The organism is Aquipseudomonas ullengensis (genome assembly GCF_014174475.1).
GTDB classification, from domain to species: Bacteria; Pseudomonadota; Gammaproteobacteria; order Pseudomonadales; family Pseudomonadaceae; genus Aquipseudomonas; species Aquipseudomonas ullengensis.
Window position 1 is genome coordinate 216,377 of the sequence record NZ_JACJUD010000004.1, and the last position, 25,162, is coordinate 241,538.

Sequence of the window (25,162 nt, forward strand, 5' to 3'; positions counted from 1 at the left end):
GTAGTGTTGATGAACGCGCAAACCGAGTGCCAGCCCGTTGCCGCCCTGGAATGGGCACCGCTGTCCTTTGCCCAGCAACGGCTGTGGTTCTTCAGTCGCCTGGAGAGCGGCAGCACGGCCTACAACATTGGCGGGCTGTTGCGTTTCGACGGTGACTTGGACATGGACTGCCTGCGCCACGGCCTGGACCAGGTCTACGCGCGCCACGCCGCGCTGCGCACCGTATTCCGCGAGCATGACGGCCTGGCCCAGCAGGCGGTGCTGCCCGTCGGCCCGATGCCGCTTGAAGTGATCGACCTCGAAGGCCGAGCCGATCAGGTCGAATCCCTGGCCCGCGACTTCATCGAAGCCCACTACGACCTCACACGTGGCCCGCTGGTGCGCTGCGCCCTGTATCGCCTGGGCGAGAACAGTCACGCCTTCGCCGTGGGCATGCACCACATCATCTCCGACGCCTGGTCGGTGCGCGTGCTGGTGGAGGAGATGGCCGAGTTCTACCGCGCCCGTCTGCAGAACCGCCAACCCTTGATGACTCCGCAGCCAGTGCAATACAGCGAATACGCCGTCGGCCAACGCGAGTGGCTGGGCAGTGAAGCCGGTATCCAGCAGATGGCGTTCTGGCGCGAGCGCCTGGGTGGCGAGCAACCGCCGCTGAGCATTACCCCGGACTTCCCGCATGGCGCCCAGGCGGCGCGCCGTGCCGCCTATCGCTCGCTCAAGGTGGCGCCGGAACTGGTCGCGCGCCTGAGTAATCTGGCCAAGGCCAGCGGCGCCACCCTGTTCACCGTGCTGCTGGCCGCCCTGCAATTGCAGCTGGCACGGTTGTCTGGCCAGAACGAAGTGCGTATCGGCGTGCCGGTGACCGGACGCAGCAAGGGCTACGAGCGTTTGGTGGGCTTCTTCGTCAACACCGTGGTGCTCAAGGCCGAGCCGCGTCCTGAGCTGTCGGTCAGTCACTGGCTGGCGCAAGCCAAGGCGGGACTCAAGCAGGCCCAGGCCAACCAGGAAATGCCCTTCGAGCGCCTGGTCGAGGAACTGGCGCCGAGCCGTAGCCTGGGTCAGCAACCGCTGTTTCAGGTGGCCTTCAACTACCGTCGCCAGCACCCGCTGGCAGCCAACTGGTTGCCCGGTATCGAAACCCAGCTGGCAGAGCTGCCGTCCAGCCAGATTCCCTTCGACCTGGCCCTGGACGCCGTGCGCGACCGTGGCGATGAGCTACTGATCAACTTCGCCTATGCCGCCGACCTGTTTGCCGAAAACAGCATCGAACGGCTGATCGCTGGTTTTCTCGAAGTGCTGGATGGCTTTGCCAGCACACCGCAAGCAGCGCTGGGTGAAGTGGCGCTGGTGACTGCAGCAGAGCTAACTCAGTTAAGTGAGTGGAACCAACCACGTCAGGACTTCGACGCCTCGCGCCTGCTGCCCGAGCTGATCGCCGAACAGGCACGCCTGCGCCCAGATGCCATCGCTCTGGTGCATGGCAGTGAGCGTCTGTCCTTTGCGGAGCTGGAGTCCTGCGCCAATCGCCTAGCCAATCTGCTGGCTTCCCACGGTGTGCAGCCGGAGTCGCGTGTCGGCGTCTCGCTGGAGCGCGGCAACGCGATGATCGTGGCCATGCTGGCGGTGTTGAAGTCTGGTGGAGCCTTCGTGCCGCTGGACCCGGATTACCCGCGTGAGCGCCTGAGCTACATGGTCGAGGATTCGGGGCTGAAGTGGCTGATCACTTCTTCCGATCTGGCCGAGCGCCTACCGCCGGGCGAGGGCGTCGAGCCGCTGTATCTGGATCAGCTGGACCTGAACACCTTCTCAGCGGATACGCCTGAGGTGCAGCTGCACCCGCTGAACCTGGCCTACCTGATCTACACCTCCGGCTCTACCGGCCAGCCCAAGGGCGTGGCGGTCAACCATCTCGGCCTGAGCATGCATGTGCAGACCATCGGCCAGCGCTACGGCATGACCCAGGATGACGTGGAACTGCACTTCGCCTCCATCAGCTTCGACGGTGCCCTGGAGCGCTGGACCGTACCGCTGGCTTTCGGCAGCCGCCTGGTGATTCGTGACCAGGAACTGTGGAGCGCCGAGAAGACCTGCCAAGTGATTGCCGCCGAAGGCGTGACCATTTCCTGCCTGCCGCCCAGCTATGCCCAGCAGTTGCTGGATTGGGTCGAGTCGCAAGGGCTGAAGCTTCCAGTGCGCTCCTGGACCCTGGGTGGCGAAGCCTTCACCCGCGAGACCTATGAGCGTTTGCAGAAAGTGCTGCAACCGCAGCGCATCATCAACGGCTATGGTCCGACCGAGACGGTGGTGACCCCGCTGATCTGGGAAGCCTTCCCCGGCGACAGTTTCGAAGCGGCCTATGCACCGATTGGCAACCCGGTCGGCCCGCGCAGCCTGTATGTGCTGGATGCCGAGCTGAACCTGCTGCCCATCGGCGTGGCGGGCGAACTGTATATCGGTGGCGAAATCGGTCTGGCCCGTGGTTACTTCCAACGCCCCGAACTGACCGCCGAACGCTTCCTGCCCGATCCCTTTGGAGCAGCAGGCGAGCGCATGTACCGCACTGGCGACCTGGTGCGCTGGCGCGAGGACGGCACCCTGGATTATCTAGGCCGCGTCGACCATCAGGTGAAGATCCGCGGTTTCCGTATCGAACTGGGCGAGATCGAGAGCCAGTTGCTGGCCCTGGATGGCGTGCAGGAAGCGGTGGTAATCGCCCGTGAAACGCCGACCGGCAAGCAGTTGGTGGGTTATGTGGTGGCTCGCGACAACAGCGACGCCAATGCGCTGCGTGCCGAACTGGCGAAAACCCTGCCGGACTATATGGTCCCCGCGCAGATCATCGCCCTGGAAAAGCTGCCGCTGACTCCAGCGGGCAAACTGGACCGTGCCGCACTGCCCGAGCCGACCTGGCAGAGCCAATCCTACGAGGCGCCGCAAACTGACAACGAGCGCACCCTCGCCGCGATTTGGGCCGAGGTGCTGGGCGTGGAGCGGGTAGGGCGCCAGGATCACTTCTTCGAACTGGGTGGCGATTCCATCGTCGCCCTGCAGGTAGTCAGCCGTGCTCGCCAGCAGGGCCTGGGCCTGACACCCAAGGACCTGTTCCAGCAACAGACCCTGATGCAGTTGGCCGGCGTAGCCCGCACCGTCGCCGCGCCGCTGGCAGACCAGGGACCGGTAACCGGCGCCGCGCCGCTGCTGCCGATCCAGGCCCGCCTGCTGCAGCGCGAAGGCCTGGCCCCGTGCAACCAGTTCCTGCTGCTGGAACTGGCAGAACCGTTGCCGCCTGCCCAACTGGAGCAGGCGCTGCAAGCACTGACCCAGCACCACGATGTCCTGCGTCTGCGTTACCGCCAGGTCGCTGGCCAGTGGCAACAGACCCATGCCGCCAGCGAAGACGCCGCTCTGCTGCAGGTGGCCGAACTGGCCGCCGGCGAAGCCGCCCAGGCTCACTACGACTCTCTGCAACGCAGTCTCGATTTGGCCAGCGGCCCGCTGCTGCGCGGCCTCTATCTGACCCAGCCGGGCCAGGCCGACCGCCTGCTGCTGAGCATCCATCACCTGGTGGTCGATGGCGTGTCCTGGCGCGTGCTGCTGGAAGACTTGCAGCGTGCCTGCCTGCAACTGGCCAGCGGCCTGCCTGTACAACTGCCGGCCAAGACCAGCTCCTTCAAAACCTGGGGCGAACGCCTGACCGAGTGGAACGTGGATGCACAACTTCCGTTCTGGCAGGCCCAGCAGGCCGACGGCGACGCTCTGCCGCTGCTGAGCAGCGAAACCGGCCGCGAAGGCAGCCGCCAGCGCCTGGAGCTGAGCCTGGATGCCGGCTTCACCCGCGAGCTGCTGCACGCCGGCCAGCAGGCCTACCGCCTGCGCGCCGACGAACTGCTGCTCACCGCCCTGAGCCGTGTGCTCTGTGCCTGGAGCGAACAACCAGCCCTGGCCGTGCATTTGGAAAGCCACGGCCGTGCGCCGCTGTTCGACGATATCGACCTGTCGCGCAGTGTTGGCTGGTTCACCAGCCTCTATCCCATGCGCCTGCAACCCGAAGATGAAGTAGGCGCCAGCCTCAAGGCGATCAAGGAGCAACTGCGCGCTGTGCCCGATCTGGGCCTCGGCTTCGGCCTCCTGGCCCAGCGCGGTCAACTGGCCGAGCGTGCCCCGCAACTGCTGTTCAACTACCTGGGCCAGTTCGACGAGGGCGACAGCGCCCTGCGCCTGATCGAAGGTGGCCTGTGGAGCGAGGCAGATGCACCACTGGATGCACCGCTGGTGATCAACGCTGAACAGCGTGGCGGTGCCCTGCACCTGCATCTGGACTTCAACCCGCTGCAGCTGGCCCGCACGACTCTGCAAGGCCTGCTACGCCGCCTGCAGGATGAGCTGCACGCGATCCATGCGCATTGCCAGAAAGCCCCGCGCAACCTGACCCCCAGCGATGTGCCGCTGGCCGGCCTCAGCCAAACCGAACTGGATACGCTGGTCGGCGTGGAAGACATTCACCCGCTGTCGCCCTTGCAGCAGGGCCTGCTGTTCCACAGCCAGCTGGAAGGCGCTGGCAGCTATGTCAGCCAGCTGCTGCTGCCATTCACCGGCCTCGACCCGGCGCGCCTGGAAAGTGCCTGGCGCCAGGTGCTGGCCCGTCATAGCGTGCTGCGCAGCCGCTTCCTGCTCGGCGAACGCCCGCTGCAACTGGTGCAGGCCGAGGTGGCGCTGGACTGGCAGAACCTCGACTGGCGCGGGCAGGCCGACTTCGACACGGCGCTGGAGTCGTTCTGCAGCGCCGAGCGCGAGCGTGGCTTCGATCTGCAACAGGCACCGCTGCTGCGCCTGGCACTGATCCAGCGCGGCACCGGCGATTTCGTGCTGGCCTGGACCCTGCACCATCTGCTGCTGGACGGTTGGAGTAACGGCCTGCTGTTCGCCGAAGTGCTGGCCCTGTATCACGGTGACCGCCTGCCGGCGCCGAGCAGCCAGTTCCGCGATTACATCAGCTGGCTCGACGGCCAGGATGCGCAGGCCGAACAGGCCTTCTGGCGCGAGCAACTGGCTGCTTTGGACGGCGCTACCCGCATCGCCGGCTGCCTGCCGTGCCGCGCGCCGGAGCAGGGCCATGCCCGTCATCCGCTGCCGCTGGACGCCGCCGCCGAGCAACAGATTCGCGGCTTCGCCCAACGCCAGGGCCTGACCCTCAACACCCTGGTTCAGGCGGCCTGGGCCTTGCTGCTGGGGCGGCTGACCGGCAAGCGCAGCCTGTGCTTCGGCGCCACCGTGGCCGGGCGCCCGACCGAGCTGGCCGGCAGCGAGCAGATGCTCGGCCTGTTTATCAACAGTCTTCCCGTCGCTGTGCAGCTGCCGGCCGAGCAGACCCTGGGCGACTGGCTGGCCGCACTGCAGCTGCAGAATCTGCAGCTGCGTGAGCACGAGCACAGTCCGCTGCACGATATCCAGCGCTGGGTCGGCAGTGCCGGTGAGGCACTGTTCGACAGCCTGCTGGTGTTCGAGAACTACCCACTGGGCGATGCGCTCAAGCAGGCCGAGCGCGGTGAACTGCGCTTAGGGCTTCCGCAGAGCCATGAGTTCACCCATTACCCGATGACCCTGGCCGTGCTGCCGGGCAGCCGCCTGGAGCTACTGCTGGCCTACGACCGCGCGCACTTCGATGCCAACGGCATCGCCCAGGTCGAGGCGCTGCTGCGCCAGGCCCTGCAGCTAGTGTGCAGCGATCCGGCCCAGCCGTTGGGTAGCCTGGCACTGGTTGGCGAGGCCGAGCAGTTCCTGCTGGGCGAGTGGAACAAACCACGCCAGGCCTTCGATGCCGCAAGTCTGTTGCCTGAATTGATCGCCAAGCAGGCCCGTCTGCGCCCAGATGCCATTTCCCTGGTGCATGGCGGCAAGCGGATTACCTTCGCCGAGCTGGAGGCCCGCGCCAATCGCCTGGCCCAGTTGCTGGTGGAGCAGGGCGTGCGTGCCGAGTCCCGTGTCGGCGTATCGCTGGAGCGCGGCAACTCGATGATCGTGGCCATGCTGGCGGTACTGAAGTCCGGTGGCGCCTTCGTCCCTCTCGACCCGGATTACCCGCGCGAGCGCCTCAGCTACATGGTCGAGGACTCGGGGCTGAAGTGGTTGATCACCTCAAGCGACCTAGCCGAGCGCTTGCCGCTGGGCGAGGGCGTCGAGCCGCTGTATCTGGATCAGCTGGATCTGTCCGCTTTCGACGCTGCGGCGCCAACCGTTCAGCTGCATCCGCTCAATCTGGCCTACCTGATCTACACCTCCGGCTCCACCGGCCAGCCCAAGGGTGTAGCGGTCAATCACCTCGGCCTGACCATGCATGTGCAGACCATCGGTCAGCGCTACGGCATGACCCCGGATGACGTGGAACTGCACTTCGCCTCGATCAGCTTCGACGGCGCCCTGGAGCGCTGGACGGTGCCGTTGGCCTTCGGCAGCCGCCTGGTGATCCGCGATCAGGAACTGTGGAGCGCGGAGAAAACCTGCCAGGTGATCGCCGAGGAAGGCGTGACCATCTCCTGCCTGCCGCCCAGCTATGCCCAGCAGCTGCTGGATTGGGTCGAGTCGCAAAACCTCAAGCTGCCAGTACGTTCCTGGACCCTGGGCGGTGAAGCCTTTACCCGCGAGACCTACGAGCGCCTGCAAAAAGTGCTGCAGCCACAACGGATCATCAACGGCTATGGCCCGACCGAGACGGTGGTGACCCCGCTGATCTGGGAGGCCTTCCCCGGCGACAGCTTCGAAGCCGCCTATGCGCCCATCGGCAATCCAGTTGGCCCACGCAGCCTGTACGTGCTCGATGCCGAGTTGAACCTGCTGCCCATCGGCGTGGCTGGCGAGCTGTATATCGGTGGTGAAGTCGGCCTGGCCCGCGGCTACTTCCAGCGCCCCGAGCTGACCGCCGAACGCTTCCTGCCCGATCCGTTCGGTGCCGCCGGCGAGCGCATGTATCGCACCGGTGACCTGGTGCGCTGGCGTGAAGAGGGCACCCTGGACTACCTGGGTCGCGTCGACCATCAAGTGAAGATCCGTGGTTTCCGTATTGAACTGGGCGAGATCGAGAGCCAGCTCTTGGCCCTGGAAGGCGTGCAGGAAACGGCAGTAATTGCCCGCGAAACGCCGACTGGCAAGCAGTTGGTGGCGTACATCGTGGCCAAGACCCACTCACACCCCTCTCCCTCCGGGAGAGGGGCCGGGGGTGAGGGTACCTCCGAGCTGCACGATGCTTCCCTCACCCCAGCCCTCTCCCAGAGGGAGAGGGAGTTAAGAGCCGAGCTGGCTAAGGTGCTGCCGGACTATATGGTGCCGGCGCAAATCATCGCCCTGGCCAAGCTACCGCTAACCCCGGCCGGCAAACTGGACCGTGCCGCGCTGCCGGAGCCGACCTGGCAAAGCCGGTCCTACGAAGCCCCGCAAACCGATAACGAGCACACCCTCGCCGCGATCTGGGCCGAAGTGCTCGGTGTGGAGCGAGTAGGCCGCCAGGACCATTTCTTCGAGCTGGGTGGCGACTCCATCGTCGCGCTCAAGGTGGTCAGCCGTATTCGCCAGCGAGGTTTGCAGCTGCCGCTCAAGGCGCTGTTCGAGCAGAGCCGCCTGGCCGATTGCGCCAGTGCCCTGCAGCGCGAAAGTGCCGACGCGCCGAAGCTGCGCGTACTACCACGTGGTGGCGACCTGTTGCTGTCGCATGCCCAGCAGCGCCTGTGGTTCCTCAACCGTCTCGACCCGAGCAACGGCGCCTACCATATGCCGGCCGGCCTCGACCTGCAGGGGCGTCTGGATCGTCACGCGCTGCAGGCCGCATTCGACCAGCTGGAGGCGCGCCACGAGGCGCTGCGCACCCGTTTCGTCGAGGTCAACGGCGAGGCGCGCCAGCGCATCCTGCCGGCCCAGGGCCAGCATATCGATTGGCTCGACCTGCGCGAGCTGCCCGCCAATGAGCGCGAGGCCGAAGCCCGCGACTATGCGCAGAAGCTGCTCAAGCGTCCGTTCAACCTGGCCAGCGAGCCGCTGCTGCGCGTTGCTGTGCTGCGCCTGGCCGATCAGGAATACCGCCTGCTGCTGATCCAGCACCATATCGTCTCGGACGGCTGGTCGATGCAGCGCTTTATCGGCGAGTTCGCCAGCGCCTACGCGGCCTTTGCCGAAGGTCGGGTGCCACAGTTTACTGCGCTGCCGCTGCAGTACGCCGACTATGCCCAGTGGCAGCGCGACTGGCTGCAGTCCAACGAAGCCACCCGCCAGTTGGACTACTGGACAGCGCGCCTGGGCGAACATCAGCCGCTGCTGGAACTGCCCACCGACCACCCGCGCCCGGCCCACGGCGCACGCCAGGGCATGCGTTGGCGCTTCGAGCTGAGCGATGCGCTCACCGCGCAACTGCGCGCCTTGGCCCAGCGCGAGGGCAGCACGCTGTTCAACCTGCTGTTGAGCGCCTGGCAGAGCCTGCTGCACCGCTACAGCGGGCAGGAGGACATCCGCGTCGGCGTACCGGTGGCCGGCCGCAGCCTGGCGGAAATGGACGGCGTGCTCGGCTGCTTCATCAATACCCTGGTGTTGCGCGGTGAGCCGAGTGGGCTCAAGCCGTTCCGCCAGCTGCTCGGCGAGCTGGTCCAAGCTAGCCGCGATGCCCTGGCCAACCAGGAACTGCCGTTCGACCAACTGGTGGAGGCGCTGCAACCAAGCCGCAGCCTTAGCCATCACCCACTGTTCCAGGTGGCGTTCAACCACCAGCAAGTGGACTTCAGCGCCCTCGGCAGCCTGCCGGGCCTGCGCGTGCAGCCCCACGACCCGGGCGCCGCCGGCGCGCAGTTCGACCTGGCGCTGGATACCGAGGAGGCCGTCGATGGCAGCCTCAGCGGCTTCGTCAGCTACGCCGCCGAGCTGTTCGAGGCGCGCACTATCGCGCGTCTGGCGCGGCACTTCGTGCGCCTGCTGGAAGGCATCTGCGCCGATCCGACGCAGTCCATCGGCCTGCTGCCGTTGCTGGAGGAAGACGAACAGACCCAGCTCGCCGCCTGGAACGACACCGCCAAGGACTACGGCCCGCTGGTCAATCTGAGTGAGCGCATCGCCGAGCAGGCGGCGCGCACGCCTCAGGCAGCGGCTCTGGTGTTTGGTGAACAGGTACTCAGCTACGCCGAGCTCGACCAACGCATCAACCAGCTGGCCAACCGTCTGCGCAGCCTCGGCGTGCAGCGTGGCAGCCTGGTCGGCATCAGCCTGGAGCGCTCGCTGGAGCTGGTGATCGGCCTGCACGCCATCGTCCGCGCCGGCGGTGCCTATGTGCCACTCGATCCGGAATACCCGCTGGAGCGCCTGGCCTACCTGCTGGAGGATTCCGGCGTCGAGCTGCTGCTGTCGCACAGCCTGCTGGTCGAGCGTCTGCCGCTGCCGCAGGGCCTGCAGGTGCTGAGCCTGGATCGCGAGGATTGCGGCGGCGAAAGCGCAGTCGCGCCGAGCGTCACCCTTCAGGCCGACGACCTGGCTTACGTCATCTACACCTCCGGCTCCACCGGCAAGCCCAAGGGCGCCGGCAACAGCCACCTGGCCCTGGCCAACCGCATCCTGTGGATGCAGGAGGCCTATCAGCTCGGCGCCGGCGACGTGGTGCTGCAGAAGACTCCGTTCAGTTTCGACGTGTCGGTGTGGGAGTTCTTCTGGCCGCTGATCACTGGCGCCTGCCTGGCCGTGGCGGCACCGGGCGATCACCGCGACCCGCAGAAGCTGGTGGAGCTGATCCAGCGCCACCGCGTCACCACGCTGCACTTCGTGCCGTCCATGCTGCAAGCCTTCCTCCTGCACCCGGACGTGGAGCAATGCGCCAGCCTGTCGCGTATCGTCTGCAGTGGCGAGGCGCTGCCGGCCGAGCTGCAGGTGCGTACCTTCCAGCGCCTGCCGGGTGCCGGCCTGTACAACCTGTACGGCCCGACCGAGGCAGCCATCGACGTCAGCCACTGGACCTGCGTGGAGGAGGGTCGGCATGCCGTACCGATTGGCCGGCCGATCGCCAACCTGCGCCTGCATATCCTCGACGCCCAGCTCAATCCGGTGCCGCATGGCGTGCCTGGCGAGCTGTATATCGCCGGCATCGGCCTGGCGCGCGGCTACCACCGTCGGCCCGAGTTGACCGCCGAGCGCTTCCTGCCCGATCCGTTCGGGCCGGCCGGCGCGCGCATTTACCGCACCGGCGACCTGGTGCGCTGGCGTGCCGACGGCGCCATCGACTACCTGGGGCGCATCGACCATCAGGTGAAGATCCGTGGCTTCCGTGTCGAACTGGGCGAGATCGAGGCCCAGCTCGGCGCCCAGCCGGGCGTGGCCGAGGCGGTGGTGGTGGCCCGCGACAGTCAGATCGGCAAACAGTTGGTCGGCTATCTGGTGGCCGATCCACTGCCGGCCGACGAGGCCGCCTGGCTGGCCGGTATCAAGACCGCGCTGAAGGCCGAACTGCCCGAACACATGGTTCCGTCGATCCTCATGCGCCTCGACCGCATGCCGCTGTCGCCCAACGGCAAGCTGGAGCGCCGCGCGCTGCCCGAGCCGATGTGGCAGGCGCGCAGCTACCGCGCCCCGCAGTCCGAGCTGGAGACTGCCCTGGCAAACATCTGGCAGGAAGTGCTGGAAGTGGCCCAGGTCGGCCTCGACGACAACTTCTTCGAGCTCGGCGGCCACTCGCTGCTGGCCACCCAGGCAGTGGCGCTGCTACGTCAACGACTGGGCCTGGAGTTGCCGCTGCGCGCCTTCTTCGAGGCGCAAGACCTGGCCGCCCTGGCCGCATCCCTCGACGGCCTGGCTCCGGCCGCCGCCGAGGAAGAAGACCAAGACCTGCGCGACATGGCTGCGCTGCTCGATGAACTGGAGGCCCTGTGACCGCGCCCATCGACAAGGCCGCCCTGGCGCGCCGTTTCCTCGCCCTTGGCACGACCGAGCAAAAGCGCTTTCTCGAACTGCTGGCGGGCAAAGGCATCCGCTTCGACCGCCTGCCGTTGGTGCCGGCGCCTCGCAGCGAGCATTTGCCAGCCTCGCATGCCCAGCAGCGCCTGTGGCTGGTGGCGCAGATGGAGCCGGATAGCAGCGCCTACCACATGGTCGGAGCCTTTGGCCTGGAAGGCGAACTGGACCGCAGCGCACTGCTAAAGGCGCTGGAGTTGATCGTCGAGCGTCACGAGGCGCTGCGCACGCGTTTCTACGAGCACGATGGCCAGCTGTGCCAGCACATCGATGCACCGGGGCCGCTGGCTCTCGACGAACAGGACCTGCAAGGCCGCCCGGAGGCAGTGCAGGCCCTGGCCGATGCCCACGCGGCACGCGCCTTCGACCTGTTCGAGGGGCCGCTGCTGCGCGTGCAGCTGCTGCGTCTGGCCGAGCAGCGGTGGCGCCTGCAGATCGTCTGCCACCATATCGTCTCCGATGGCTGGTCGATCGGCGTGTTCGCCGAGGAACTGGGCCGCGCCTATGCGGCGCTGCGCCGGGGCCAGCAACCGCAGCTCAATGAATTGGCGATCCAATACCCGGACTATGCCCAGTGGCAACGCGCCTGGCTGGCCGCCGGAGAACGCGAGCGGCAGCTGGGCTACTGGCGCGAGCGCCTGGGCGACGAGCAGCCGGTGCTGGCCTTGCCCTACAAGCTGGACGCCAGCGGGCAGCGGCATGCCCAACGCCAGGCCATCGAGGTGCCGCAAGCCCTGGCCGAGCGCCTGCGCCAACTGGCCCAGAGCGAGGGCGCGACCTTGTTCATGCTGCTGCTGGCGTCCTTCCAGCTGCTGTTGGCGCGCTACAGCAACCAGCGCGATATCCGTGTCGGCGTGCCGGTGGCCAACCGCCAGCGCGCCGAGACCGCGCCGCTGGTGGGCTTCTTCGTCAACACCCAGGTGCTGCGCGCCGAGATCAGTGCGGACATGAGCTTCCGCCAGTTGCTGGCCGAGGTTCGGCGCCACGCCCTGGATGCCCAGGACCAGCAGGACCTGCCATTCGACCAGTTGGTGGAGGCCCTGGCGCCCGAGCGCAGCCTGGGTCAGACGCCGCTGTTCCAGGTGTTGTTTAACCACCAAAAGCGCGACCTCGGCGCCTTGCAGCTGCCGGGCCTGAGCCTGCAGCCACTGGCACAGGGCGTGCCGCACGCGCTGTTCGACCTGGCGCTGGATAGCCATGAAGACAGCAGCGGCCAATTGCGCCTGACCCTGACCTGGGCCCGCGAGCGCCTGGACGATAGCCAGATGCAGAAGATGGCGGCGCATTTGCTGGGTCTGCTAGTACGGGTCAGTGCCGCACCGGATCAGCCTCTGGTGCGCCTGGAGGTGCTGGATGGCCAGGATCAGGCGCAACTGGCCGACTGGAACACGCCGCGGCAGACCTTCGATGCCGCGCGCCTGTTGCCCGAGCTGATTGCCGAGCAGGCTCGTCTGCGCCCGGATGCCATCGCTCTGGTACACGGCAGTGAGCGGATTGCCTTCGCCGAGCTGGAAGCCCGATCCAATCGCCTGGCCAATCTGCTGGTTGCTCACGGTGTGCAGCCGGAGTCCCGTGTCGGCGTCTCGCTGGAGCGCGGCAACGCCATGATCGTGGCGATGCTGGCGGTACTGAAATCCGGCGGCGCCTTCGTGCCCCTCGATCCGGACTACCCGCGCGAACGCCTGTCGTACATGGTCGAGGATTCGAGCCTTAAGTGGCTGATCACCTCAAGCGACCTTGCCGAGCGCCTGCCGCTGGGCGAGGGCGTCGAGCCGCTGTATCTGGACCAGCTGGATCTTTCTGGTTTTGATTCTGCTGCGCCTTCGGTGAAGCTCCACCCGCTCAATCTGGCCTATCTGATCTACACCTCCGGCTCCACCGGTCAGCCCAAGGGCGTAGCGGTCAATCACCTCGGCCTGACCATGCACGTGCAGACCATCGGCCAGCGCTACGGCATGACCCCGGACGATGTGGAGCTGCACTTCGCCTCCATCAGCTTCGACGGCGCCCTGGAGCGCTGGACGGTGCCGCTGGCGTTCGGCAGCCGCCTGATCATCCGCGACCAGGAACTGTGGAGCGCCGAGAAAACCTGCCAGATGATCGCCGCCGAAGGCGTGACCATCTCCTGCCTGCCACCCAGCTATGCCCAGCAACTGCTGGATTGGGTCGAGTCGCAGAAGCTGAAACTGCCGGTACGCTCCTGGACCTTGGGCGGCGAAGCCTTCACCCGCGAGACCTACGAGCGCCTGCAAAAAATCCTGCAGCCCCAGCGCATCATTAACGGCTATGGCCCGACCGAGACGGTGGTTACGCCGCTGATCTGGGAGGCCTTCCCCGGCGACAGCTTCGAGGCGGCCTACGCGCCGATCGGCAATCCCGTCGGTCCGCGCAGCCTGTATGTGCTGGACGCCGAACTGAACCTGCTGCCCATCGGCGTGGCTGGCGAGTTGTATATCGGTGGCGAAGTCGGTCTGGCTCGTGGCTACTTCCAGCGACCGGAGCTGACCGCCGAACGCTTCCTGCCCGATCCGTTCGGCCAAGCAGGGGAGCGCATGTATCGCACCGGCGACCTGGTGCGCTGGCGCGAGGACGGCACCCTGGACTACCTGGGCCGGGTCGACCATCAGGTGAAGATCCGTGGTTTCCGTATCGAGCTGGGAGAAATCGAGAGCCAGTTGCTGGCCTTGGAAGGCGTGCAGGAAACGGCAGTGATTGCCCGCGAGACGTCGACCGGCAAGCAGCTCGTAGGCTACGTGGTACTAAAACACCCCTCTCCCTCCGGGAGAGGGGCCGGGGGTGAGGGAAGCTCCGATCTGCACGATGCCTCCCTCACCCCAGCCCTCTCCCAGAGGGAGAGGGAGCTAAGAGCGGAGCTGGCCATAGCGCTGCCGGACTATATGGTCCCGGCACAGATCATCGCCCTGGAAAAACTGCCGCTGACTCCAGCGGGCAAACTGGATCGCGCTGCGCTGCCCGAGCCGACCTGGCAAAGCCAGTCCTACGAAGCCCTGCAAACGGACAACGAACGCATCCTCGCCGCTATCTGGGCCGAAGTCCTTGGTGTGGAGCGAGTAGGGCGCCAGGATCACTTCTTCGAGCTGGGTGGCGATTCCATCGTCGCCCTGCAGGTGGTCAGCCGAATTCGCCAACAGGGACTGCAACTGGCGCCGCGTGAGTTGTTCCAGTTCCCGCGCCTGGCCGAGCTGGCCAAGGTCGCGCGCCTGGCCGGGGTCGAAGAAGTGCAGGAGCCGGTAACCGGCGAGCTGCCACTGACACCAATCCAGGCGCATTTCTTCGCCATGGACCAGGCAAATCCCACGCACTGGAACCAGGCGTTGAACCTGGGGCTGCTGCGCCCGCTCGATCCGCAGTTGCTGGAGCAAGCACTGCAAGCCCTGGTGGCCCATCACGACGGCCTGCGTCTGCGTTTCAGCCAAGAGCAGGGTGTCTGGAAACAGCACTACGCCGAAATGAACACCGATCAGCCACTGCTATGGCGGCGCGAGGCCGTTAGCGATGCCGAGGCCGAGCAGCTTTACCAGCAGGCCCAGCAAAGCCTCGACCTGGCCAATGGCCCGCTGCTGCGCGCGCTCTACCTCAAACAGGCGGGCCAACCCGAGCGGCTGCTGTTGGCAGTGCACCACCTGGTGGTAGACGGCGTGTCCTGGCGCATCCTGCTGGAAGATATTCTCGCCGCCTATCGCCAGTTGGAAGCCGGACAGGCGCCGCGCCTGCAGAGCAAGAGCCAGTCCTACAAGGCCTGGAGCGAGGCGCTGCAAAACTGGAGCAACAGCGAGTCCGCCCAGCGCGAGCTGGATGCCTGGTGCAGCCGCCTGAGCGGCCCGGTCATGCCGTTACCCCGGGAACTGGATGGCATCACCGCCACCCACGGCGACAAGCGCGAAGTGCGCCGGGCTTTGGATGCCAGCGAGACCAAGCGTCTGTTGCAAGCACCGGCGCAGCTTGGCGTGCGCATCGACGCGCTGCTGCTCAGTGCGCTGACCCGCACCCTGTGCCGCTGGAGCGGCCAACCGGGCCTGCGGGTCAACCTCGAAAGCCACGGCCGCGAAGCGCTGGCCGGCGAGCTGGACCTGTCGCGCACGGTCGGCTGGTTCACCAGCTTGTATCCGTTGCAGTTGCCGCAGCTGGACGATCCGCAGCAACAGCTGCAGCGCGTGCAGCAACAGCTGGAGCAGATCGAACATGGCGGCCAAGGCTATGGCGTGTTGCGCTGGCTGGGCTCGGTCGAGGCGCAAGCGGCGCTGGCCGCGTTGCCGGTTGCCGACGTCACCTTCAACTACCTCGGCCAGTACCAGGCCGGCGCGGCGGCGGACTGGTTCCGTCCGGCCAGTGGCGGTGGTGCGGCGGTGGCGGCGGAGAATCCGCTGGCCAGTCGCCTGGGCGTCAATGGCCAGGTGTTCGAAGGTCAACTGCAGTTGTCCTGGGAATACGCGGCCACGCAGTACAGCGCGGCGACCATCGAACGCCTGGCTGCAACCTATCGCCAGGAACTGCTCGGCCTGCTGGAACTGGCCCGCGGCCAGGCTGTGCAGGACCCATCGCCCTTGCTGCGCCTGACCCGCCAGGATGCGCCGGCCGCGCCGGTATTCTGTCCGCACCCTGTTACGGGCCGGGTCACCGGCTACCAGCCGCTGGCCGCGCGCCTGGACGGTGTGTGTGATGTTTTAGGTCTGCAGTGCCGCAGCTTCCTCGATCCGGCCTGGCGCGATGCCTCGCTGGGCGAGATGGCCGATGCCTACCTGGCTGCGCTGCTCAAACAGCAGCCACAAGGCCCATACCGTTTGGTCGGCTGGTCGCTGGGCGGCAGCCTGGCCCTGGAGCTGGCCGCACGCCTGGAAGCCCGTGGCCACGAGGTAGCCTTCCTCGGCCTGCTCGACTGCTACGTGCCGGGCACCGAGGTCGCCGGCGACGACGCCCGTCATCCGCAGGCCCGCGCCAAGCTCGGCGAACACCTGCAACTGCTCGCTCCGGAATTGCCGGCCAAGGCCTGGGACAGCCTGTTCGAGCGCCTGCTGCAGCTGGAGCCATTGGACTGGCCGCAAGCCTGCAGCGCTTGGTTCGCCGGCCAGCCGCTGGACGCCATGACCCGCCAGAGCCTGGAAGAACTGCTGTTTGCCTGGGCAGTGGAGCAGCACATGCGCCGCCTGTGCGCCGGTTACGCACTGCCGAAAGTCAGGGTGCGCCTGCACTGCTGGTGGGCGGCACAGCCAAATGGCCGGGCGAAGTTGCTGGAGCAGGGGCTCGAAGAGGTGCAGGGCAGGGCGGCGGCACATCGCCTGGTGGATACCGATCACCAGGGCATCGTGCGTCATCCGCAGGTACTCGGCGAACTGCTCACGTTGTTGGGCTGATGACATAGAAATGTCAATGAAAGGTAAATTTTTTCAAAACCGATACGTCTAGTAGAGGCAGCACATACAAATGCGAATTCTTCTGAATTGAAACGTACTGGGGAGTATCTGATGGAACAGCAGTCGAAGAACCGGGCCCGCGTGCCATTCAGCCGTGCCCGCCTACCGCTGGCCATGGCCTGCGCGCTGGCAGCCATGAGCTTTGCCGCACAGGCTGCAGAGCAGGCCAAGGCCCTGGAACTCGACGCGACCAACATCAGTGGCGAACTCGATAGCCCGGTTGGCGAAGACCAGGGCTACGTGGCCAAGAACAGCCGCAGCGCGACCAAGATCAACACACCATTGAGCGACACACCGCGCTCGGTGTCGGTCGTCACTCAGGCGCAGATGGATGACCGCAACGTGCAGACCATCAGCCAGGCGCTGCAATACTCGGCTGGCGTGCAGGCCGGTTTCTACGGTGAGGACAACAAGCAGGACTGGTTCATCATCCGTGGCTTCAAACAGGCCAACAACGGCCTGTTCATGGACGGCTCGCGCATCTATTCCAGTGCCTTCTACAGCTGGCAGATCGACCCTTACATGCTCGAACGCATCGAAGTGCTCAAGGGCGCAGCGTCCGTGCTCTACGGCCAGACGCCACCCGGCGGCCTGATCAACCTGCAGAGCAAGCGCCCGACGCTGGATGCGAAGAACGAAGTCGGCGTGCAGTACGGCAGCTTCGACCGCAAGCAGATCAATGCCGACGTCGGCGGCAAGCTGGATGAAGAGGGCAACGTGCTCTACCGCGTGGTCGCGCTGAGCCGCGATACCGGCACCCAGGTCGATGATGTCGATGCGGCGCGTATCCTGTTGGCACCGTCGATGACCCTCGATTTCAACGAAGACACCTCGCTGACCCTGCTGGCCAGCATGCAGAAGGATCGCTCCGATCCGCAGCTGCAGTTCCTGCCACCGAGCGGCACCATCAGCCACAACCCCAACGGCGACATCGATACCGATACCGCCGTGGGCGACCCGAGCTACGAGACCTTCGAACGCGACCAGTACACCCTGGGCTACGAGCTCAACCACCGCATCAACGACAACTGGGACTTCCAGCAGAACCTGCGCTACGGCCACATGGATCTGGAACTGCGCCAGCTGTTCTATTACTTCAACATCACCGACAGCGTGATCGGCCGTGGCCTGACCTATAACGACGGCAAGGCGGACAACCTGTCGGTGGACAACCGCCTGCTCGGCAACTGGATCGGCGACGGCTGGGAAAATACCCTGCTGCTGGGCGCCGACTACCAGCAGTTGAAGATCAACGACCGCAGCCCGAACGGCTACCCGAACCTGGGCGTGATCCCGACGCTGGATATCTACAACCCGGTCTATGGTCTGCCCATCGGCAATAATTTCGCCGTGGAAGACAAAGACACCCGCGCCGACCAGATGGGCTACTACGTGCAGGAGCAGCTCAAGCTCGACAATCACTGGGTCTTCCTGCTCGGCGGCCGCTTCGACAATTCGCGCACTGACTTCGACAACCAGACCACTGGTGTCAAACAGAACGTACGCGACGACGACTTCACCTGGAGTGGCGGCGCGGCCTACATCTTCGATAACGGCGTGACCGCCTATGCCAGCTACTCGGAGTTCTTCCTGCCGGTCACCGACCTGAACGCCGTGACAGGCAAGCCGTTCAAGCCGGAAGAGGGTGACCAGAAGGAAATCGGCCTGAAGTATCAGCCGGTCGGCATCGACGCCATGTTCACCGCCGCCGTGTTCGAACTGACCCAGCAGAACGTGAAGAAAAACCTCGCCACACCGAGCGGTTCGGTGCCGACCCAGCTGGGTGAAGTACGCAGCCGCGGTATCGAGCTGGAGGCCCAGGCCAACCTCACCGAGAGCCTGAGCGTCATTGCCAGCTACACCAAGCTCGCCCCGGAAACCACCGAAAGCACCAACCAGGCCGAGGAGGACAACGTCCCGGCCAACGTCGCCGACGAGCTGGCCTCGGTCTGGGCCAACTACAAGATCCAGGGCGGCGCCCTCAATGGCCTGGCCTTTGGCGCCGGCGTACGTCACACCAGCTCCAGCTACGGCGACAACACCGAAACCCTGGAAGTGCCGTCCTACACCTTGCTCGATGCGATGGTCAGCTACCAGCTGCAGGACGTGCGCCTGCAACTCAACGCCAACAACGTCACCGACAAGGAGTACGTAGCCGCGTGTGACTACTACTGCTGGTACGGCAACCGCCGCAACATCATCGCCAGTGTCAGCTATGACTTCTGATCGCCTGAGCCACCTGCCGCTGCCCGATGGGCGGCGGCTTGCAGCCCACATCGACGCAGACGGTCTCGCCCTGCGTCTGGACGAACGCCCGCTGCTGCGGGCCCGCTGGATCGAGCAGCGCCTGCAACCGCTGGAGCTGAGCCTGGCCGAGCAAGCCGAAGCGCTGTGGCTGCTGGCCTACTGGATGTTCGCCAGCGAGCCACAACGACAGAGCCTGGCGCTGAGCCTGGAACAGGTCGATCCGGCGCTGCTCGACAGCGGCCTGCTGATTGCCGAGAGCGGTGAGCTGCGCATCGAGCGCGCGCTGTTCTGGCAACTGCCGGGGCCGTTCCTGCGTAACGCCAGCCATGCGGGTTATCCGCAGCAGATGGTCATGCACGCCAGCGGCCGTCGTCACCCACGCCGCGGGCCCAAGCCAGTCGGTGAAGTCTATCGGCGCTTCGATGCCAATCTGGGCGCCTGGATATCCCTGCGTACGCTGGATATCGAACTCGACCTTGAGCGCTTCAATCGCTGGCAGAACAGTGCCCGTGTGGCCGCGTTCTGGCAGGAGGAGGGCGATCTGGACAAGCACCGTCGCTACCTGCAGGAGTTGCTCGACGACCCGCGCGTGCTGCCCCTGATCGGCTGCTTCGATGACCAGCCGTTCGCCTACTACGAGGCCTATTGGGCCAAGGAAGACCGCATCGCGCCGTTCTACGCCGCGGACGATTACGACCGCGGCATCCATATGCTGGTCGGCGAGGAAAGCCATCGCGGCCCGCACAAGGTAGCCAGCTGGCTGAACGCACTGACCCATTACCTGTTCCTCGATGAGCCACGCACCCAGCGGGTGGTCGCCGAACCGCGGGCCGACAACGCCCGGATGATCGGCCACATGCAGGCGCAGGGTTACCACCAGGACAAGGAATTCAATTTTCCACACAAGCGCGCGGCACTGATGATCCAGTCCCGCGAGGTGTTCTTCGAGCGCTGCAACCTGGCCTAGAAAGCACTGCCGCTTGGCATGACTACACAAAATGAGCCGCGCTTAACGTGGCCGTTAGCTGATGAGGTTGGGCAAGGCGGATGTCGTCCGGCAAAGGACGCAGCCGACCTTCACACGAGCCATTCGCGGGATCGGTGCCTGACATGAGCATAGAAACGCTTGAATACGATGTAATCGGCCTGGGCTTCGGCCCGGCCAACCTGGCCATTGCCGTGGCCCTGGATGAAGATCGCCGCGCGCGTGAGCACGGTGGCCTGCGCTACTGCTTCCTGGAAAAGAAACCGGCCTTTGAATGGCACGGTGGCATGCTCCTGGAAGACAGTCGCATGCAGATTTCCTTCCTCAAGGACCTGGCCACCCTGCGCAATCCGGCCAGCCGCTTCACCTTCGTCAATTACCTGCACCAGAAGGGCCGCCTGGAGTCCTTCATTAACGTCGGCACCTTCACGCCCTCGCGCCTGGAGTACAACGACTACCTGGGCTGGGCTGCCAGCCACTTCGCCGACCGGGTGCACTACGGCGAGGAAGTGATCGCCGTCGAGCCGGTGCTGGACGCTGGTGAGGTCTCGCGAGTCAAAGTGATTTCGCGCTTCGCCGACGGCCGTACCCGTGCCCGGGTGACACGCAACCTGGTGGTCAGCATCGGTGGCGAAGCCCTGGTGCCGGAAGCCTTCCGTGCCTTGCGTGGTGATGCGCGGGTAATCCACTCCTCGGGCTACCTGGCGCGTATCGGCAAGGCCGTGGAGGGCAAGCAAACCCAGCGCCTGGCCGTGATCGGCTCGGGGCAGAGCGCCGCCGAGATCTTCAGCGACCTCTGTGGCCGTTACCCGCACGCCGAGGTATCGCTGGTGATGCGCAGCCAGGCCTTGCGCCCGGCGGATGACAGCCCCTTCGTCAACGAGATCTTCGACCCGTCCTACACCGACGTGGTCTACGAGCAGCACCCCGAAGCACGTCAGGCGCTGATCGCCGCCAATGCCCAGACCAACTACTCGGTGGTCAATCTCGACCTGATTGAAAGCATCTACCAGCGCCTGTACCTGCAAAAGGTCAGCGGGCATGCACCGCACCAATTGCTGACCCAGCGCCGGGTCGAACAGGTGACCGCGCAGGCAGACGGCATTCGCCTGAGCCTGAGTGGCCCGCACGGTCATGAGGAACAGCTGTTCGACGCCGTGGTGCTGGCCACCGGTTACCGCCGCGATGGCTACAAGCGCCTGCTCGAAGGGCTGCAAGGCTACATGGGGCAGGGCAGTGTGGCGCGTGACTACCGCCTGCAATGCCAGGCGGATTTCAGCGCGGGGATCTTCCTGCAAGGCTGCTGCGAGGCCAGCCATGGCTTGAGCGACACGCTGCTGTCGGTGCTGGCGGTTCGCTCCCAGGAAGTGGTCGACTCGCTGCTCGACGGTCGCCGGCGGCGCAACCAGGACCTGGCCAGCGCGTGCGCTTGAGGGCGGCGGCATGATTGCGCCTATCGCCACGCTGTTCCAGGGGCCCTTCGCGCATTACCGCGACGTGCTGACCCTGGCCGATGACCCGCGCCCGGCACTGCCGGCGCGGGAGTTCGTGCAGCCGCAGCGCCTGGAGGAACAGTTGCTGCGTTTCGCCCCGGAACATGCCGACGGAGACAGGCGGGCACTGCTGTCGTTGTGGTCGAAATACTACTTCCTGCGCCTGATTCCGCCGGTGCTGGCCGCCAGCCTGATCCTCAACTGGCGCCTGCCACTGGCATTCGACGAAATACAGGTGGTGGTCGGTGCCGACGGCCTGCCCGAGGCATTCAAGCTGCCCCACGCTGGCGAGCGTTGGAGCCAGCCTCCGGCGGACGGTTTCGAACGCTTTGCTGGCTTGCTGGACGACAACCTCACGCCCTTCATCCAGGCCCTGATCGACTATCGCAAGATCGCCAGTCGGGTGCTGTGGAGCAATGCCGGGAACTACTTCGAGTGGTTCATGAGCACCCTCGCTGGGCTGCCGTTTCCTGCCCCCATGCTGGCTCCAGGCCGGCAGATTCTGGAAGCCGCGAAGCGCCCCGACGGCACGCGCAATCATCTGTTCGAGCCGGTGCGCTATGTCGCCCTGGGTGAGCACAGCGAGCCATGGCGGCAACGACGCCTGTGCTGCATCCGCAACGAGCTGGGCATGGCCATGTGCGAGAACTGCCCGCATCTGGATGCGCCGCCAACCGAGATCGTCGCGGCCTGAACGCCAGCAGATGAGCGGCAATAACCTGCCTGGAGCGGCAAACCAGCGCCACTCAACCCACCAGAACCCTGCCTGAAAACCCTGAAATAGCGGCTTCGCGCGAGTTGGCCCGATACCTGCTCTATGCAGCGACGATACCGGCCCATTTGCGGAACGCGCCATGACCAGCATATCGAGCACCCCGATCGCGCTCGCCAGTTACACCGCCACCAGCAAGACGGCCACTGCGGCCGGCAACACCACGAGCCAGCAAGGCAGCGAGAAACCGGCTGACCCGGTCGCCGAAATCAAACGCATGGCGTTGATGATGCAGGCCCGGCAGAACGGCGGCCTGTTCACCGTGATGGCCAAGGGCACCAGCCAGACAACCAGCCTGAGCGGACTGACAGGGCTGAGTGGTGCCGCAAGCAACGGCACCACCGCGACCATTCCGCTGCCGGATGTGGGTGAGCTGGAGAAGGAAGACGCGCAGAAGCTGCTGACCCAGGTGCAGAAGCTGATCGACCACGGCGTTACCGATGGCATCAGCTTCAAGGGCTCGAACGGCGACAAGCAAACCGACTCGTTGACCACCTACCGCGACTGGCTGCAAGCCAAGGTCGGTATCGATACCTACGCCTGACAGTTAACGTCTGGCGAGCCTTGCCACCAGCAAGCAGAGCAGGGGAGCGGGGCATGTGTCCGCCTTAAATTGGCCGACCAATCAGGCTGTTTTCGGGCAGTAAAAAGCCCGAGCATTGCGGCTCGGGCTTCGGCGTGTAGCGGCTGGTCAGTCGCTAGTGATAGGTGAGTTCCTGCTCAACATCGCCGGTCAGGGTTTGTACCTTGACCGTGCCGGCCTTGCTCTCCATGAAAGCTTGCGCCAGCTCGATGATTTCTTCTTTGGTTGGGGCAGTTTTCGACGGTCGTCTTGCCCCTTCCTTGCGCAATTCCCAGCCTTTGGCCGTGGAAGAAATGTAGTAACTACCCATGATATTGCCCTGTCAGCTGTATGAAGACACTCATCGATCCAGGTGCGTGATGATCGATTCTTAGCTGTATAGAGCGGTGTTTATTTGCCAGGTTCCGGAAAATGTAACAGGCCAGACACGCGTTCCTCTAAACGTGAAACGGTACATGCTCAGGAACGGCCGTGATGGGTCAGCGCGGCACGCTGGTTCGACTGCGCGTCTCAACTGGGACGACGTCCAGAATGGTGATGCCCAGTTGCGCCATGTGCTCAACCAGACTGATCCCACTGGAGTCCAGGCTCTGGCCATCCTGTCCCATTTCCGCTGCCACCACGGTGAAGTGGATGGCCGGCATGGCAGGCAAGCCGCTAGCTTTCATCTGCTGCGTACGAACATCACCATTGCGCGAATACGTGATGAGACAGATCATCCAGTGTCCCTCCCAGAATAATGTAGCTCTGGGCAGTTTAGACAGCCCCCTGAATATCTGCCGAGTCGGCAGGCCGCTTGAGTAGGCGCAGCAAACCCCACCCACACCCTCACGCCAGCCTATCACACTTCGCATAATGTATATTATGTTAAACGATAGGTATGGGAGGCTACTGCCTCCCCCATTCACTTTCGCATCCGCAGCACTACCTCATGCCGTTAATTCTCGGTAAGCGTCATCAGGATATCGGCGTACCAGGCGCTGTTTAGTCCCAGTGCTTCGTCTTGTGCCAAGTCGCGGCACGCCAGATCCAGTCGGGCCGAATGTACGCCGAGCAATAACCAGGGTAATTCACCCAACTCTGGACGATGCGTAACCACGGCGCCGCCGCTGCTGCCACGGTGTGTGCGTGCGTCAGTCAGGAAAAATCCCAGGCCTTGGAAACGCAGGCCGAATGACGAAGCAATCACCGCCTGACGCACGACCGGCATGTGATGCAAGGTGTCGTGGAAACCCAGCGGAAAGCCCACCACCAGTAACGGTGTGCCAACTTCGATCTGATCGAAATGCTGGGTCAGGTGCGCGGGCGTGAACGGTATGAGCAACACGTCGGGCGGCAGCTGTGTGCGATCCACCTCCAGCACAGCGACATCAACATCGCCGGCGCTGTCTCCGCCTTGGCGCCACAACGGCTGGCCGTTGCAATACAGCGGCAATGAATAGCAGATGGAGCTGGCCATGTTCGCGGGGTTGTTATGCACCACCACGCTGACGCTGTCCGGCCGATGGTTATTGGCTTCGTCAAACAGGACATGCCGGCTGGTAACCACGAACAGGCGCTCGTCCCGCTGGAAAAAGAAGCTGCTGGCATTGGTTAACTGTTGCGTACCGGCGTACGTGGAAATGTGCGACGAAGACAGTAGCAGCGGTTCAATCAGGGACATTGCCAGTTACTCGTAGCCAGGGGTCAGTGCGGTTTCCGGCGCCACTATCACACAACCTGCGTCTGGTCCGGGGATATGTCGCCTACCCTGCCCCATTCATGGCCATGCAGAGCGTGAAAAAGTGCCGACCAGGCGGCCGGCACTCGAGCGTGAGCGCTGGATCAGATTCGTCCCAGCAGTAGCAGGACGATGATGATGACCAGGATGACGCCAACACCACCCGACGGGCCATAACCCCAGCTTCTACTGTGCGGCCAAGCCGGAATGGCGCCAATCAGCAGCAGGATCAGGACGATCAACAGTATGGTTCCAAGGCTCATGGCTTTTTCCTCGAGAGTGTCATCGCAGGGTCGCCGCGCAGTAGCTATGGCAACCCGATCTGTGCAGTCGATCCACTGCGGAACGCTGCGCGGTACGACGGCTCGCCACACACCAGTGCGTGCAGTTCCCTTCGCATAACAGTCGACCAACCGGTGCGCTGGTGAGTTCGGACTATTTTCTGCACGCAGCAGCCAGCCCCGGATCACAGCGCGGTTCAGTGTCTAAGGAACATGGGAATGGTCGTAATGCGCAACCGACCGAAATCGGTCATCACGAAATAAAAGAAAGGAAAATGCATCTCGCCGCGGTTGCCTTGAAAACAACCCGGAGATTGGGCGGACCCTCCATGGCCCATAGGGGAATCGAGGGCGCTTTAGTGCCGGGCGAAGATATCGCCGATCGAGGCACTCGGGAAATTATGCTGATTCATGGTGACTTGCGAGGCAGGTCGCGTAGGCGGCTGTTGGGCAAACACCACCAGGCCAGCGCACAGGGCAGGAATAGCAAGAGCGAGCAGATAGCGATTCATCGCAACCCTCCTCCATTCGCGCTAGGCGCGTAATGGATCATCAGACTTATTGTTGTTATTTGCTGAGGATCAGTCTGCCCCTATCGTTCGGGAGAAAAATTGACTTTCGATGACAAAAATATTGCTATTCGCGACAAGGCCTCACCGCTCGTCCGCGAAACTCTATGGC

Annotated in this window: 12 protein-coding genes; 7 read left to right on the forward strand and 5 right to left on the reverse strand. The window is 64.7% G+C overall.

Annotated features, from left to right (window positions below):
* Positions 1-9 precede the first annotated feature (9 nt).
* From H3H51_RS13410 to H3H51_RS13440, 7 genes are all read left to right on the forward strand, one after another.
* Complete coding sequence (locus H3H51_RS13410) at positions 10-10,887, forward strand: non-ribosomal peptide synthetase (RefSeq protein ID WP_183089559.1); 10,878 nt, start codon at positions 10-12, stop codon at positions 10,885-10,887.
* On the forward strand, positions 10,884-16,340 hold the full coding sequence (locus H3H51_RS13415) for an amino acid adenylation domain-containing protein (protein WP_220791001.1): 5,457 nt from the start codon (positions 10,884-10,886) through the stop codon (positions 16,338-16,340). The genes H3H51_RS13410 and H3H51_RS13415 overlap by 4 nt, the downstream gene beginning before the upstream one ends.
* Positions 16,341-16,451: 111 nt before the next feature.
* Entirely contained in the window at positions 16,452-18,626 is a 2,175-nt protein-coding gene (locus tag H3H51_RS13420; RefSeq protein WP_183089560.1) for a TonB-dependent siderophore receptor, read from the forward strand.
* Positions 18,616-19,614, forward strand: a complete 999-nt coding sequence (locus tag H3H51_RS13425) for a GNAT family N-acetyltransferase (protein WP_183089561.1) — start codon at positions 18,616-18,618, stop codon at positions 19,612-19,614. Before H3H51_RS13420 ends, H3H51_RS13425 begins: the two co-directional genes overlap by 11 nt.
* Positions 19,615-19,757: 143 nt before the next feature.
* Positions 19,758-21,065: a lysine N(6)-hydroxylase/L-ornithine N(5)-oxygenase family protein gene (locus H3H51_RS13430; RefSeq protein WP_183089562.1), complete on the forward strand. Its 1,308-nt coding sequence runs from the start codon at positions 19,758-19,760 to the stop codon at positions 21,063-21,065.
* Positions 21,066-21,075: 10 nt separating this feature from the next.
* Entirely contained in the window at positions 21,076-21,819 is a 744-nt protein-coding gene (gene fhuF / locus H3H51_RS13435) for a siderophore-iron reductase FhuF (RefSeq protein WP_183089563.1), read from the forward strand.
* 160 nt (positions 21,820-21,979) lie between these two features.
* Positions 21,980-22,441: a hypothetical protein gene (locus H3H51_RS13440; RefSeq protein WP_183089564.1), complete on the forward strand. Its 462-nt coding sequence runs from the start codon at positions 21,980-21,982 to the stop codon at positions 22,439-22,441.
* A gap of 154 nt (positions 22,442-22,595) precedes the next feature.
* Here the strand turns inward: H3H51_RS13440 and H3H51_RS13445 are convergent, their stop codons facing one another.
* The 5 genes from H3H51_RS13445 to H3H51_RS13465 form a co-directional block, all read right to left on the reverse strand.
* Entirely contained in the window at positions 22,596-22,790 is a 195-nt protein-coding gene (locus tag H3H51_RS13445; RefSeq protein WP_183089565.1) for a DUF2188 domain-containing protein, read from the reverse strand.
* 169 nt (positions 22,791-22,959) lie between these two features.
* On the reverse strand, positions 22,960-23,199 hold the full coding sequence (locus tag H3H51_RS13450; RefSeq protein ID WP_183089566.1) for a hypothetical protein: 240 nt from the start codon (positions 23,197-23,199) through the stop codon (positions 22,960-22,962).
* A 218-nt stretch (positions 23,200-23,417) separates the two neighbouring features.
* The gene (locus H3H51_RS13455) at positions 23,418-24,143 is read right to left on the reverse strand and encodes a trypsin-like serine peptidase (protein WP_235981367.1); all 726 of its coding nucleotides are present in this window, start codon (positions 24,141-24,143) and stop codon (positions 23,418-23,420) included.
* 161 nt (positions 24,144-24,304) lie between these two features.
* Positions 24,305-24,463 (reverse strand): DUF3309 family protein, encoded by a 159-nt coding sequence (locus H3H51_RS13460; RefSeq protein WP_183089567.1) that lies wholly within the window; start codon positions 24,461-24,463, stop codon positions 24,305-24,307.
* 374 nt (positions 24,464-24,837) lie between these two features.
* On the reverse strand, positions 24,838-24,993 hold the full coding sequence (locus H3H51_RS13465) for a hypothetical protein (RefSeq protein WP_183089568.1): 156 nt from the start codon (positions 24,991-24,993) through the stop codon (positions 24,838-24,840).
* Between the last annotated feature and the right edge of the window lie 169 nt (positions 24,994-25,162).